This window comes from Pseudomonas oryzagri (genome assembly GCF_020831405.1).
GTDB lineage: Bacteria > Pseudomonadota > Gammaproteobacteria > Pseudomonadales > Pseudomonadaceae > Geopseudomonas > Geopseudomonas oryzagri.
The window spans coordinates 55873-68109 of the sequence record NZ_JAJHPU010000017.1; the positions used below are offsets into that span (position 1 = coordinate 55873).

11 protein-coding genes are annotated in these 12237 nt (G+C 70.1%); 7 read left to right on the top strand and 4 right to left on the bottom strand.

Annotated features, from left to right (window positions below):
• Positions 1-25: 25 nt before the first annotated feature.
• The 3 genes from LMJ29_RS05435 to purU all read right to left on the bottom strand — a co-directional run bounded on the left by LMJ29_RS05435 (position 26) and on the right by purU (position 2953).
• On the bottom strand, positions 26-1516 hold the full coding sequence (locus LMJ29_RS05435; RefSeq protein WP_229604495.1) for a helicase HerA-like domain-containing protein: 1491 nt from the start codon (positions 1514-1516) through the stop codon (positions 26-28).
• 84 nt (positions 1517-1600) lie between these two features.
• Positions 1601-2020, bottom strand: a complete 420-nt coding sequence (locus LMJ29_RS05440) for a CBS domain-containing protein (RefSeq protein WP_229604496.1) — start codon at positions 2018-2020, stop codon at positions 1601-1603.
• Positions 2021-2101: 81 nt separating this feature from the next.
• Positions 2102-2953 carry a formyltetrahydrofolate deformylase gene (gene purU / locus LMJ29_RS05445; RefSeq protein ID WP_229604497.1) on the bottom strand — a complete coding sequence of 284 codons (852 nt, stop codon included), beginning with the start codon at positions 2951-2953 and terminating at the stop codon, positions 2102-2104.
• A gap of 256 nt (positions 2954-3209) precedes the next feature.
• Here purU and mvaT point away from each other — a divergent pair, with 256 nt between their 5' ends.
• Positions 3210-3596 carry a histone-like nucleoid-structuring protein MvaT gene (mvaT, locus tag LMJ29_RS05450; RefSeq protein WP_229604498.1) on the top strand — a complete coding sequence of 129 codons (387 nt, stop codon included), beginning with the start codon at positions 3210-3212 and terminating at the stop codon, positions 3594-3596.
• Between the two features lie 94 nt (positions 3597-3690).
• Here mvaT and sbcB read toward each other — a convergent pair whose 3' ends face one another.
• Positions 3691-5124 (bottom strand): exodeoxyribonuclease I, encoded by a 1434-nt coding sequence (gene sbcB / locus LMJ29_RS05455; RefSeq protein WP_229604499.1) that lies wholly within the window; start codon positions 5122-5124, stop codon positions 3691-3693.
• A 113-nt stretch (positions 5125-5237) separates the two neighbouring features.
• Between sbcB and LMJ29_RS05460 the strand changes: the two genes are divergently transcribed.
• The 6 genes from LMJ29_RS05460 to LMJ29_RS05485 all read left to right on the top strand — a co-directional run bounded on the left by LMJ29_RS05460 (position 5238) and on the right by LMJ29_RS05485 (position 12105).
• On the top strand, positions 5238-5945 hold the full coding sequence (locus LMJ29_RS05460) for an RDD family protein (protein WP_229604500.1): 708 nt from the start codon (positions 5238-5240) through the stop codon (positions 5943-5945).
• Entirely contained in the window at positions 5942-6910 is a 969-nt protein-coding gene (locus LMJ29_RS05465) for a stage II sporulation protein M (protein WP_229604501.1), read from the top strand. Before LMJ29_RS05460 ends, LMJ29_RS05465 begins: the two co-directional genes overlap by 4 nt.
• Before the next feature lie 77 nt (positions 6911-6987).
• Complete coding sequence (locus tag LMJ29_RS05470) at positions 6988-8556, top strand: DUF4129 domain-containing protein (protein WP_229604502.1); 1569 nt, start codon at positions 6988-6990, stop codon at positions 8554-8556.
• Positions 8553-9725, top strand: coding sequence for a DUF4350 domain-containing protein (locus LMJ29_RS05475; protein WP_229604503.1), 1173 nt, complete (start codon positions 8553-8555; stop codon positions 9723-9725). The genes LMJ29_RS05470 and LMJ29_RS05475 overlap by 4 nt, the downstream gene beginning before the upstream one ends.
• Positions 9722-10774 carry an AAA family ATPase gene (locus tag LMJ29_RS05480; protein ID WP_229604504.1) on the top strand — a complete coding sequence of 351 codons (1053 nt, stop codon included), beginning with the start codon at positions 9722-9724 and terminating at the stop codon, positions 10772-10774. Before LMJ29_RS05475 ends, LMJ29_RS05480 begins: the two co-directional genes overlap by 4 nt.
• On the top strand, positions 10771-12105 hold the full coding sequence (locus LMJ29_RS05485; protein ID WP_229604505.1) for a DUF58 domain-containing protein: 1335 nt from the start codon (positions 10771-10773) through the stop codon (positions 12103-12105). The genes LMJ29_RS05480 and LMJ29_RS05485 overlap by 4 nt, the downstream gene beginning before the upstream one ends.
• Positions 12106-12237 lie beyond the last annotated feature (132 nt).

Consider the following 12237-nt stretch of genomic DNA (forward strand, 5'->3'; position numbering starts at 1 on the left):
CACTCGGTGACGTCGAACCCGCGGCTCAACGCCGCCGCTTGCCGCCGAGCAGCGAGCCCATCAGCCCGCGCACCAGCTCGCGGCCGATCTGGTTGGCGGCCTGGCGCACGGCGCTCTTCATCGCCTGGCCCACCGCGCTGCCGAGCAGGTCGCCGGCCATGTCGCCGAACGATTGCTCGCCTTCAGCCGTGGCCGCCTTGCCCTTGACCACAGGCGCCTCGGCTTGGGCGGCGCGTGCAGTGAGCAGCTCGTAGGCCGACTCGCGGTCCACCGGCCGGTCGTAACGCCCGGCCAGCGCCGACTGGCGGATCAGCGCAGCGCGTTCCGCCTCGCCGAGCGGGCCGATGCGCGACTGCGGCGGAGCGATGGCCACCCGCTGCACCATGGCCGGGGTGCCCTTCTCTTCCAGAGTGCCGACCAGCGCCTCGCCGATGCCCAGCTCGGTGAGCACCGCCAGGCAGTCGAACTGCGGATTGGGACGGAAGCCGTCGGCCACCGCGCGCAGGGCCTTCTGCTCCTTGGCGGTGAAGGCGCGCAAGCCGTGCTGGATGCGCAGACCGAGCTGGGCGAGGATGTCGTCGGGCAGGTCGCCCGGCGACTGGGTGACGAAGTAGACGCCGACGCCCTTGGAGCGGATCAGCCGCACCACCTGCTCCAGGCGCTCCTGCAGCGCCCTGGGGGTGTCGGCGAACAGCAGGTGTGCCTCGTCGAAGAACAGCGCCAGCAGCGGCCGATCGGCGTCGCCGCGCTCGGGCAACTGCTCGAACAGCTCGGCGAGCAGCCAGAGCAGGAAGGTGGCGTAGACCTTGGGCGCCTCGTGAACCAGGCGGCTGGCATCGAGCAGGTGGATGCGCCCGCGGCCGTCGGCGGTCGGCTGCAGGAGGTCCTCCAGCTGCAGCGCCGGCTCGCCGAACAGCGCCTCGGCGCCCTGCTGCTCGAGGGTCGCCAGGCGGCGCAGCAGCGCCTGGCCGGAGGCGCCGGTGAACAGCGCGCGCTCGTCGCCAAGCACTTCGGGATGGGCCTGCAGGTGGTTGAGCAACGCCTTGAGGTCCTTGAGATCGAGCAGCAGCAGACCGTCGCGGTCGGCCACCTGGAAGGCGGCGTAGAGCGCGGCCTGCTGGCTGTCGGTCAGCTCCAGCAGCGCGCCGAGCAGCAGCGGCCCCATCTCGCTCAAGGTGGTGCGCAGCGGATGGCCGCTCTGCCCGGCGACGTCCCACAGGGTGACCGGATAGGCCTGCGGCCGATGGCCGAGCCAGGGCATGGCGGCGATGCGCTCGGCGATCTTGCCCTTGGGCTCGCCGAGCGCGCCGAGGCCGCACAGGTCGCCCTTGATGTCGGCGGCGAACACCGCGACGCCGGCGTCGCTGAAGGCTTCGGCGAGACGCTGCAGGGTGACGGTCTTGCCGGTGCCGGTGGCGCCGGCGATCAGGCCGTGACGGTTGGCCAGACGCAGCAGCTGGCCGACGGGCTGGCCGGCGGGATCGGCGCCAAGCAGCAATTGCACGGATTCGGGCATCTTCCACTCCCTCGCTGGTGATGAGGCCAGTACCCCGCCCCCCACAGGACCAGCGGGCTGGCTGTGTGGCGCGCCGGCAGGCGCTCAGTCCCCTCGGTCGGTATCGTGCCAGGCGAACGCCTTGACCGCACGCAGCACGTCGTGGCGACTGAGGACGCCGACCAGACGGCCGTTATCGAGCACCGGCAGGCGCTGGCGCTGGTCGAGCAGCAAGCCTTCGGCGGCCTTGATGATGTCGGCATCGACGTCGATGGTGTCCGGCACCACCGTCATGTACTGGCCCACCGCGCCGTGGGCGTCGTCATGGTAGGCACCGGCCAGGGTGGCCCGCAGGCAGTCGGCCTCGGACAGGATGCCGATCAGTTCCCCTCGGGCATCGACCACCGGCGCCGCCGTCAGGCCGTGCTTGAGCAGGCGCTCGATGGCGGTGAACAGATCCATCTCCGGGCGGAAGGTCAGCGGGTGGCGGGTCATGTACGACCGCACCTTGATCGACTTGAGCATGGGCTCGTTCCTCTATCCTTGTAGTTGTCGCAGGCGCATCCGCGCGCCTGTCCGAAGCCTTCGCCGACCGGGCGCGGTGTCTCAGTCGAACACCACGGTCTTGTTGTCGTGGACTACTACCCGATCTTCCAGGTGATAGCGTAGACCACGCGCCAGCACCCGCCGCTCGACGTCCTTGCCGATGCGAACCATGTCCTCGGCCTGCTGCCGGTGTGTGACGCGGGCGACGTCCTGCTCGATGATCGGGCCGGCGTCGAGCTCCTCGGTGACGTAGTGGCAGGTCGCGCCGATCAGCTTGACCCCGCGCTGGGCCGCCTGGTGGTAGGGCTTGGCGCCGGCGAACGAGGGCAGGAAGCTGTGGTGGATGTTGATCACCCGCCCGGCGTAGTCCTCGCAGAGGGTCGGCGGCAGGATCTGCATGTAGCGCGCCAGCACCACGCAGTCGGCCTGATGCTCGGCGATCAGCCGGGTGACCTCGGCGAAGGCCGGGGCCTTGTCCTTGGGGTCGACCGGCACATGGAAATAAGGAATGTCGTGCCACTCGACCATGCTGCGCAGATCGTCGTGGTTGGAGATGACGCAGGGAATCTCGCACTCCAGCTCGCCGCTGTGCCAGCGGTGCAGCAGGTCGGCCAGGCAGTGCGACTCGCGGCTGGCCATCAGCACCACGCGCTTCTTCACCGCCGAGTCGTAGACCTGCCAGCGCATGCCGAACTCGCGGGCGATCGGTGCGAAGGCATGGCGGAAACCCTCTAGATCGAAGGGCAGCGAGTCGGCGCGAATCTCGTGGCGCATGAAGAACCAGCCATTGTCGAGGTCCGAGTGGTGGCTCGCTTCGGTGATCCAGCCGTTGTAGGTGGCCAACAGGTTGCTGACCTTGGCCACGATGCCGACACGGTCGGGGCAGGCGATGACCAACCGGAAAGTACGCATGGGGTAACTCCGCAAACATCGAAAGAAGCCATTCTAGCCAGCCGGGCGAAAAACTACAGCAGTGCCGGCAGGCCAACTGACCGCGGCACTTGGCGCGTTGCGCAAATGTGCCGCCGCGCACGGCCAAGCATCGCTGCGATTATTTTCCTCCGAGTTGTTAATAATGCTTCATCCGCTATTTACTCGATAAATGGCTGTGTCTATTATTTGTTTAGTGCCGTATTTCCTGCAGACCTGCCTTCACAAGGTAATCAACATGTCCCTGATCAACGAATATCGCTCGACCGAAGCTGCCATCAAGCAACTGCAGGAACGCCTGCAAGCCCTCAAAGAGGACGACAAACTGCAGAAGGAACTGGACTTCGAAGCCAAGCTGCGCGAACTGATGGCTCAATACGGCAAGTCGCTGCCGGATATCCTCGCCCTGCTCGACGCCGAAGGCAAAGTCGCCAAGGCCGGCCGCCCGGCCCGCGCCGCCAAAGTTGAAGCACCGGCCAAGCGCACCCGCAAGGTCAAGCAATACAAGAATCCGAACACCGGCGAAGTCATCGAAACCAAGGGCGGCAATCACAAGACCCTGAAAGAATGGAAAGCCACCTGGGGCGCCGATACCGTCGAAGGTTGGGCTACCCTGCTCGGCTGATTTTCCGGCCTGCCGATCGCGGAATAAAAAAACGCCAGCACTGCTGGCGTTTTTTTATTGTGCCGATTTTTCCGAGTTCGCAGCGCTTACGGCCTCAAGCCAGGCCGTAGCGCTGGCGCAAACCCTCGGCGTGCACCCGCCAGGCGCCCAGCAGCGCCTGCTGGCGCGGTTCGGCGCCGACCAGCAACTTGCCCGCGGCCTGCTCGAAGGCCGCCAGGGTATTGGGCGCCCCGGCCTGACTGTCGCTCAGGCGCGCCCGGCAGAATTCGATCCAGCGCTGCTGCTCGGCGGCGCTCAAAGTTTCCGGGAAGTTGCGTGCCCGGTAGCGGAACAGCAACTCGATCAGACGCTCGTCGGCAAACTGACGCTCATATTGGGCCAGCTGTTGCGGATCGCTCTCGCGCACCTGGATGCACAGGCCGCGATCGCGATCGCCAATAAAACCGTCGTACAGGCGCTGCTCCGGGTCCGCGCTGACGGCAAATCCATTTTCGGCAAAGATCCGCGGAATCTTTTCCGCCCATACCGCCCGCTGTTGTTCCAGCAGCTGCGCCCGCGCGTTGCACTGCGGCATATCCACGCCGAGGCGCTCGCGATCTTCCGCGCGCAATACCGTCAGCGGCGCCAGAATCGGGCAACGATTGACCTGCACCTGCTTCAGCGGCACCGGAAGTTCATCCTCGGCCAGTTCTTCGCGGCGGGTATACAGGCGCTCGGCGAGAACTTCTCCCGGCAATTCCAGCAGCGGCGAAATATCCGCCTGCAGGTCGCAGACGATCAGCGCGTTGCGGTTGCGCGGATGCCAGGCCAACGGCAATACCACGGAAAGGAAATGCCGCTGCGCGGAAAAACGTCCGGAAATATGCACCATGGGTTGTAGCAAACGGATCTGCTCCAATACCCGCGCCTTGCTGCGCAACTGATAACACCAGTCGTAAAGACGCGGCTGACGTTCGCGCAGCAGGCGGGCCAGGGCGATGGTGGCGCGCACGTCGGCCAGCGCATCGTGGGCCTGACCGTGATCGATGCCGTTGGCGGCGGTCAGCCTTTCCAGCTTCAGGGTCAGCCGGCCCTCCTCCTGCGGCCATTCGATGCCTTGCGGGCGCAGCGCGTAGGCGGTGCGCAGCAGGTCGATCAGATCCCAGCGACTGTTGCCGCCCTGCCATTCGCGGGCGTAGGGATCGAAGAAGTTGCGGTACAGGCTGTAGCGGGTGACTTCGTCGTCGAAGCGCAGGCTGTTGTAGCCGGCGCTGCAGGTGCCGGGGCGGACCAGTTCGGCGTGCAGGCGGGTCATGAACTCGGCCTCGCCGAGGCCCTGGCGCTCCAGGTGGGCGGGCGCGATGCCGGTGATCAGACAGGACATCGGGTGCGGCAGGATGTCGTCGCTCGGGCGACAATAGAGGTTGAGCGGCTCGCCGATCTCGTTGAGCGACTCGTCGGTACGGATGCCGGCTACCTGCAGCGGCCGGTCGCGGCGCGGGTCGATGCCGGTGGTTTCATAGTCGTACCAGAAGATGCTTGCGGTCACGGGACGGGCTCCAGGGTCGAGGACTGCGGCAGTCTAACGCAGCGCGCGGAAACCATTGCCGCCGCCGACTCCGCCTCGCTAGCATCGCCTTTTTTACCGGACCCTTTGCCGCCATGCCCGCCACCTCGCCCGCCAGCCTGCTGCTGGATACCCGCCTGCGGGTGGAAACGCCCGAGGGAGTCGACCTGCTGCTGTCGCCCGCCGGCCCGCTGCCCCGTGCGCGCGCCTTCGCCGTCGACCTGGCGCTGCGCGGTGCGCTGTCGCTGACCGCGCTGCTGGTGCTCGGCCGCCTCGGCGACCTGGGCATCGGTCTGGGCCTGATCCTGCTGTTCCTGCTCAACTGGTGGTACATGGTGCTGTTCGAGGTGTTCAACCAGGGCCGCTCGCCCGGCAAGCAGCTGCTCGGCCTGCGCGTGGTCCACGAGGACGGCACGCCGGTGGGCTGGGGCGCGGCGCTGCTGCGCAACCTGCTGCGCTTCGTCGACATGCTGCCGCTCGGCTACTGCTGCGGCCTGCTCGCCAGCCTGGCCAACCGGCGCTTCCAGCGCCTCGGCGACCTGGCCGCCGGCACTATGGTGATCCACCAGCCGCGCGCGCCGCGGGGGTCGCCTCTGGAGCCGGTCGCCCCGCTCGCCGCGCCCTTCGCCCTGAGCGCCGAGGAGCAGCGCAATCTGCTCGACTTCGACGAGCGCCAGCGCCAGCTGTCGCCGGCGCGCCGCGACGAGCTGGCCGGCCTGCTCGCCCCGCTGCTGGGCGTGCCTCCCGCCGAGGCGGCCGTGCGCCTGCAGCGCATCGCTGCCGGCCTGCGGGGTGGCGTATGAAACAGGCGCAGTTCGAGGCCCTGCACCAGGACGAATGGCGTGCGCTGGAAGAGCGCCTCGCCATGCTGGAGAAGACCCGCGCGGCCTCGCCGCAGGCCGCCGGCTTCGCCGCCGCCTACCGGCGGCTGTGCCAGCAGCTGGCCCTGGCGGAAAGCCGCGCCTACAGCGTCAGCCTGGTCGAGCGTCTGCAACAGCTCAACCTGCGCGCCCACCAGCAGCTCTATCGGCCGCGCCAGCACCTCGGCGCGCGCCTGCTGACCCTGGTGTTCGCCGGTTTCCCGCGCCAGGTGCGGGCGGCCTGGCGCAGCATCCTGCTGGCCAGCCTGCTGTTCTATGGCAGCCTGCTGGGCATGGGCCTGCTGGTCTACCTGTTCCCCGACCTGATCTACAGCCTGCTGTCGCCCCAGCAGGTGGCGGGCATGGAACGGATGTACGACCCCGACGCCAGCCGCCTGGGCCCCTACGCCGGACGCGCCAGCAGCGACGACTGGATGATGTTCGGCTATTACATCATGAACAACATCGGCATCGCCTTTCAGACCTTCGCCAGCGGCCTGCTGCTGGGTGTCGGCTCGCTGTTCTTCCTGCTTAGCAACGGCCTCAACATCGGCGCCATCGCCGGTCATCTGCTGCGCATCGGCTACGACGAAACCTTCCTGAGTTTCGTGATCGGCCATGGCGCTTTCGAGTTGACTGCCATAACCTTCGCCGGCGCCGCCGGCCTGCAGCTCGGCGGCGCCCTGCTGATGCCCGGCCCGCGCAGCCGGCGCGTCGCCCTGCATGCCGCGGCTAAAGACTGCGTCGGCCTGCTCGCCGGGATCATCGGCCTGCTGCTGATCGCCGCGTTCATCGAGGCCTACTGGTCGTCGATCACCCGTTTCACCCCGGGCGTGAAGTACGCCGTCGGCGCGGCACTCTGGCTGCTGGTCGCCGCCTACTTCCTGCTCGGTGGACGACGCCGCTGAGCGTCGCCGAGAAAACCACAGGGAGCCGTAGTGACCATCCATCCATTCGCCTGCCCGCCGTCCCCGCGGCGTCCCGCATGCCACTGAGCAGCGCCGAGGCGGCCCTGCGCCCGCGCAACCCCTGGGAAGCCGTCGACCTCGGCGTGCACCTGGCGCAGCGTCATGCCGGCCTGCTGCTGGGCAGCTGGGCGGCGCTCACCCTGCCGCTCCTGGGCGTGCTGAGCCTGCTGCTGTGGCGCTGGCCGGGCGTGGTCCTGCTGCTGTTCTGGTGGCTGAAGCCCGCCTTCGAGCGCCTCGCGCTGCACGTGCTGGCACGCGCCCTGTTCGGCGCCACGCCGACCCTCGGCCAGGCCCTGCGCGCCTGGCCCGGCCAATTGCGCGGCGAGCTGCTGGCCAGCCTGACCTGGCGACGTTTCAGCCTCAGCCGCAGCTTCACCCTGCCGCTCACCCAGCTGGAGAACCTGCGCGGCCCGGCCCGCCACCAGCGCCTGCACGCTCTCGGCCGGCGCAGCGGAGTGGCGCGCTGGCTGACCATCCTCGGCATGCACATCGAACTGGTGCTGTGGAGCGGTCTGCTGGCGCTGATCTGGCTGTTTCTTCCCGATCAGCTCAGCGAGCCGCGCAACTGGCTGAGCCTGCTGCTGCGCCCGCCGCAGGAGCTGCTCTGGCTGGAACACCTCAGCAATGCCTGCTACGCGCTGGTACTGGTGGTCTGGGAGCCGGTCTACGTCGCCTGCGGCTTCAGCCTCTACCTCAACCGGCGCAGCGAACTGGAGGCCTGGGACCTCGAATTGGCCTTCCGTCGCCTGGCCGAGCGCCTCGGCGCAGTCGGCCAGGCGCTGCTGCTGACCCTCGCCGTCGGCCTCGCCACGCTGCTGGCCAGCCCGCCGGCGCTGGCCGGGGAGACGGAGCCCGCGGCAGAGGCCGCCAGCGCCCTCTGCCCGCTGCCCGGCGAGGACAACCCCGGTCCGGATACCCCGCGCCTGACCCATCAGCCGCTGACCAGCCGCCAGGCACAGGCGGAAATCTACGTCCTGCTCGACCAGCCGCCGTTCCACCGCGTCGAAGAGCGCTTCGACTGGAACTGGCCGGAGCGGGACGATGAGCAGCCGAACGACGCCAGCCCGCCGCCGGCCTGGCTGCAGGACGTCGCCGAAAGCGTCGAGGTCCTGCTGTGGAGCCTGCTGGCGGTCGCCGCCCTGCTCGCCTGGCGCTACCGCGACTGGCTGCGCCTGTTCGCCGCGCGCGCGCGCGGCAGCGCGGCGGCCGACGCGCCACCGCCCACCCGGCTGTTCGGCCTTGCCGTCGACCCGGCGAGCCTGCCGGACGATCTGCCCGCCGCGGTCGAGCGCCTGTGGGCGACGGATCCCCGCGCCGCCCTCGCCCTGCTCTATCGCGGCCTGCTCAGCTACCTGCTGCACCGCCGCGGGGTGCCGCTCAAGGACGCGCATACCGAAGGCGAGGTGCTGGTGCTGGTGCAGCGCCTGGGCGATGCGCCGCTCGCCGCCTTCGCCGCCCGCCTGCTGGCCGCCTGGCAGGCACTGGCCTACGGCAGCCGACCGCCGCCGGCCGATCTCGGCGCCGAGCTGGGCGCCGAGTGGCGCCAGCTCACCGCCGCCACCCCGCCCCGCGAGGTGAGCGCATGAGCGCCCGGCAACGCCAGTGGCTGGTCCTCGCCGGGCTATGCCTGCTCGCTGCGCTGGCCTTCGTGCTGTTCGGCGAACTCATCCCGCAACGTCGCCTGGTCGATCTCGGCCCCGGACCGGAGGCGCGCGCCAACCCCTGGCTGGCCGCCGAGCGCTTCCTGCGCCAGCGCGGCCTGGCGGTCAGCCGCACCGACAGCCTCACCGCCATCCTCGACGACACCCCGGCCGCCGGTCACAGCCTGCTTCTGCTCGGCTCGCGCCAGCAGCTGAGCGCCGCGCAGAGCCAACGCCTGCTCGACTGGAGCGCCAACGGCGGCCACCTGATCGTGATCGCCGAGGCCAACTGGAGCGACCAGCGCCAGCGCAGCAACGACCTGCTGCTCGACCTGCTGCAGGTGCACCGCCTGCCGACCAGCAGCCTGAAGGACGAGGACGCGCCGACCCCGCAGGTCGAGGACCCCTGGCCGCAGCTGACCCGCCTGTACCTGGAGAACGAGGACGCCCCGGCCTACTTCGCCTTCGACACCCGCTACCACCTCGAGGACGCCGGCAACCGCGCCCAGGCCTGGGCGGGCAGCGCCGGGGCCACCCACCTGCTGCAGCTGGCCTGGGGCGACGGCCTGGTCACCGTGCTCAGCGACGCCAACCTGTGGCGCAACGAACGCATCGGCGAACACGACCATGCCTGGCTGCTCTGGTACCTGACCCAGGACAGCGAGGTGATCTTCCTGCAACGCATCGAGGCCGACCATCTGGTCACCCTGCTGCTGCGCCACTTCTCCGCGGCGCTGCTGGCCCTGGGCCTGCTGATCGTCCTGCTGCTCTGGCGCTTCGGCCTGCGCCACGGCCCGCTGCAGACGGACCCGCTGCCTGCGCGCCGCCAGCTCGGCGAACACCTGCTGGCCTGCGCCGAGTTCCTGCGCCGCCACCAGGGCCACGCCAGCCTGATCGGCCAGCTGCAGGCCGAGATCCGCCAGCGGGCCCGCCAGCGCCACCCCGGTTTCGAACGCCTGCCGGTCACCGAGCAATGGCAACTGCTGACCCGCCTCAGTCGCCTGGAGGCGGCGCTGGTGCGCCAGGCCATGCGCCCGCTCGGCGACCAGCACCCGGACCCCACCCGCTTCACCCGCCAGGTCGCCGACCTGCAACGACTCAGGAATGCCCTATGAGCGAAGACTCCTCCACCCAGCCCATCGACCAGGCCGACGCGAACGAGCACGCCCCGGCAGCCGCCGGCAGCGACGGCCGGGCGGCGGCCAGCCAGCTGCAGCGCGCCACCCAGCTGGTCCAGGCGGTGCGCGACGAACTCGGCAAGGCGCTGATCGGCCAGCAGGCGGTGATCGACGAGGTGCTCTGCGCCCTGCTTGCCGGCGGCCACGTGCTGATCGAGGGCGTGCCCGGCCTCGGCAAGACGCTGCTGGTGCGCGCCCTGGCGCGCTGCTTCGGCGGCCAGTTCGCGCGTATCCAGTTCACCCCCGACCTGATGCCTAGCGACGTCACCGGCCACGCCGTCTACGACCTGGCCAGCGAGCAGTTCAAGCTGCGCCACGGCCCGGTGTTCACCAATCTGCTGCTCGCCGACGAGATCAACCGCGCGCCGGCCAAGACCCAGGCCGCGCTGCTCGAGGTGATGCAGGAACGCCAGGTCACCCTGGAGGGCAACGCCCTGCCGGTGCCGCGGCCGTTCATGGTCCTGGCCACCCAGAACCCCATCGACCAGGAAGGCACCTACCCGCTGCCCGAGGCCGAGCTGGACCGCTTCATGCTCAAGCTGCGCATAGACTATCCCGAGCACGAGCAGGAGCTGGAACTGGTGCGCCAGGTGACCCGCTCGCCGCGCAGCGACATGCTCGAGGTCGCCGCGCTGCGCCCACTGCTGCGCGAGCGCGACGTGCCGGTGCTGCAGAAGATCTGCGCCGAGCTGCCGATCGACGCCCAGGTGCTCGACTACGCCGTGCGCCTGGTGCGCGCCAGCCGCGACTGGCCGGGCCTGGCGTTCGGCGCCGGTCCCCGCGCCTCCATCGCCCTGGTGCGCTGCGCGCGCGCCCGCGCCCTGCTGCACGGCGGCGAGTTCGTCACCCCCGACGACCTCAAGGCCTGCGCGCCGGCGGTGCTGCGCCACCGCGTGCGCCTGGCGCCGGAACTGGAGATCGAGGGCCGCGACGTCGACCAGGTGCTCGCCCAACTGCTCGACCAGGTGGCCGCGCCGCGCTCATGAAGCCCACGCCCCGCCTGCTCGGCCTGACCGCCGCCCTGCTGCTGGCGGCCGTCCTGCTCGGCGCCCTGCCGCTGCTCGGCCTCGCCCTGCCGGAGTGGAGCGCGCGCCTGTGGCAGGTCGCCCTCTTCACCCTCGCCCTGCTGGGGGGGCTCGACGCCCTGTGGCTGCGCCGCCTGCCCTCGCCCGGCGTGGAGCGCGTGCTGCCCGGCCACCTGGCGCTGGATCGCTGGAGCGAGGTGGTGCTGCGCGTCAGCCCCGGCGCCCTGCCGCTGCCCTGGCTGGAGGTGTTCGACCACGTGCCGGCCGAGCTGGAGTTCCAGGACCTGCCGCGCCGCATCGCCCTGCCGGACGCCCAGGGCGTCGAGCTGCGCTACCGGGTGCGCCCGCGCCAGCGCGGCGACAGCCGCTTCGCGCGCTGCGAGATCGGCCTGCCCAGCCGCCTCGGCCTGTGGCAGGCGCGCCGCTACCTCGAGCTGCCCGGCCTGACCCGCGTCTATCCCGACTTCGCCCGCCTGCACGGCGCGCAGCTGATGGCGGTGGACAGCTGGCTCGGCCGCCTCGGCGTGCGCCAGCGGCCGCGCCGCGGCAGCGGCCTGGAGTTCCACCAGCTGCGCGACTTCCGCCAGGGCGACAGCCTGCGCCTGATCGACTGGAAGGCCACCGCGCGCAAGCACCAGCCCATCGCCCGCGAATACCAGGACGAGCGCGACCAGCAGATCATCTTCCTGCTCGACAGCGGCCGACGCATGCGCAGCCAAGACGGCGATCTCAGTCATTTCGACCATGCCCTCAACGCCTGCCTGCTGCTCGCCCACGTCGCCCTGCGCCAGGGCGACGCGGTGGGCCTCTTGGCCTTCGCCGGCGAGGAGACGTCGCGCTACCTGCCGCCGGCCAAGGGCCAGCAGCAGCTCAACGCGCTGCTCAACCGCGTCTACGACCTGCAGCCCGGACGCCTGCCCGGCGACTATCAGGCCGCCGCCGGCGAGCTGCTCGCCCGCCAGTCGCGCCGCGCGCTGGTGGTGCTGCTCAGCAACCTGCGCGACGAGGACGACCAGCAGCTGCCGCTGGCCGCCGCGCAGATCGCCCGCCGCCACCGCCTGCTGATCGCCAGCCTGCGCGAGGAAGTGCTCGACCGCCAGCGCCTGCAGCCGGTGGACAACTACCAGCAGGCGCTGGCCTATTGCGGCACCATCGACTACGCCGAGGCGCGCGCCGCCCTGCACGAGCGCCTGGCCGCCCAGGGCCTGCCGGTGCTCGACGTGCGCCCCGGCGAACTGGGCCCGCAACTGGTCAGTCGCTACCTGCAGTGGAAGGCCGCCGGTGCGTTCTGAGCCGGCGCTTCGGGCTACCATCCGGCACCCGTTCGCGGCGCCGGCCGATGGCCCGGTCGGCCTGCGCGGAGCGCTCTGCCATGCGCCCGTCACCGGTTTGCATGTCCACTGTCGCTGGCGCTAGGCTGAGCG

Bases quoted from the DNA above. Each gene is read 5' to 3' on its own strand.
- purU (WP_229604497.1), bottom strand. From the start codon at position 2,953: ATGCGTACTTTCCGGTTGGTCATCGCCTGCCCCGACCGTGTCGGCATC.
- LMJ29_RS05475 (WP_229604503.1), top strand. From the start codon at position 8,553: ATGAGCGCCCGGCAACGCCAGTGGCTGGTCCTCGCCGGGCTATGCCTG.
- LMJ29_RS05440 (WP_229604496.1), bottom strand. From the start codon at position 2,020: ATGCTCAAGTCGATCAAGGTGCGGTCGTACATGACCCGCCACCCGCTG.
- LMJ29_RS05465 (WP_229604501.1), top strand. From the start codon at position 5,942: ATGAAACAGGCGCAGTTCGAGGCCCTGCACCAGGACGAATGGCGTGCG.
- LMJ29_RS05485 (WP_229604505.1), top strand. From the start codon at position 10,771: ATGAAGCCCACGCCCCGCCTGCTCGGCCTGACCGCCGCCCTGCTGCTG.
- LMJ29_RS05480 (WP_229604504.1), top strand. From the start codon at position 9,722: ATGAGCGAAGACTCCTCCACCCAGCCCATCGACCAGGCCGACGCGAAC.
- LMJ29_RS05470 (WP_229604502.1), top strand. From the start codon at position 6,988: ATGCCACTGAGCAGCGCCGAGGCGGCCCTGCGCCCGCGCAACCCCTGG.
- LMJ29_RS05460 (WP_229604500.1), top strand. From the start codon at position 5,238: ATGCCCGCCACCTCGCCCGCCAGCCTGCTGCTGGATACCCGCCTGCGG.
- LMJ29_RS05435 (WP_229604495.1), bottom strand. From the start codon at position 1,516: ATGCCCGAATCCGTGCAATTGCTGCTTGGCGCCGATCCCGCCGGCCAG.
- mvaT (WP_229604498.1), top strand. From the start codon at position 3,210: ATGTCCCTGATCAACGAATATCGCTCGACCGAAGCTGCCATCAAGCAA.